Source organism: Pseudomonas sp. GD04091 (assembly GCF_029836165.1).
In the GTDB taxonomy this organism is placed as follows: Bacteria; Pseudomonadota; Gammaproteobacteria; order Pseudomonadales; family Pseudomonadaceae; genus Aquipseudomonas.
On sequence record NZ_JAOEBG010000058.1, the window covers coordinates 1 to 520 of the forward strand.

The following is a 520-nucleotide window of genomic DNA, read 5'->3' on the forward strand; positions in this document are numbered from 1 at the left end:
GTGAAGAAGCTCGGCCCGAACATCGCCAGCAGGTGCCACTGGATGCCCAGGGCGGCGTTGTCCACCGAATGCCCGTGGTTGACCATCGCCACCGGCGCGGCGGTCATCACGAACGCCATCACCCCATAGGACACCACGCCCGCGGCCACGGCCAGCGCGTAGCGCGGCATCGCCAGGAGTTGCAGCACCGTGCGGCCGCTGTCGGCGGCGGCGGCTTCGGCCTGGGTCTGGCGCGGCGTGCGCAGCATCAGCAGGATCGGCAAGGCGATCAGCGGCAGCAGCGCCTGGCTGAGGAAGCTGCCGACATAGGGCGTGCCCGCCACCGCGTCGCGCGTGAAGATCACCAACTGCGGCCCGATGATGGCGCCCGCAAGGCCGCCCACCATCACCCAGGAAATGGCCTTGGCCTTGAGCGCGTCCTCGGCGGTGTCGGCGGCTGCGAAGCGGTAGCTCTGCACATACGCGCCGTAGAAGCCCGCCAGGAAGGTGCCGGCGCAGAAGATCCAGAACGAGGCCAGCA

The 520-nt window shown here is 69.6% G+C and carries 1 pseudogene; it reads right to left on the reverse strand.

What is annotated here, in order from left to right:
• Positions 1–520, reverse strand: a pseudogene (locus tag N7422_RS26860) (MFS transporter); the annotation flags it as partial.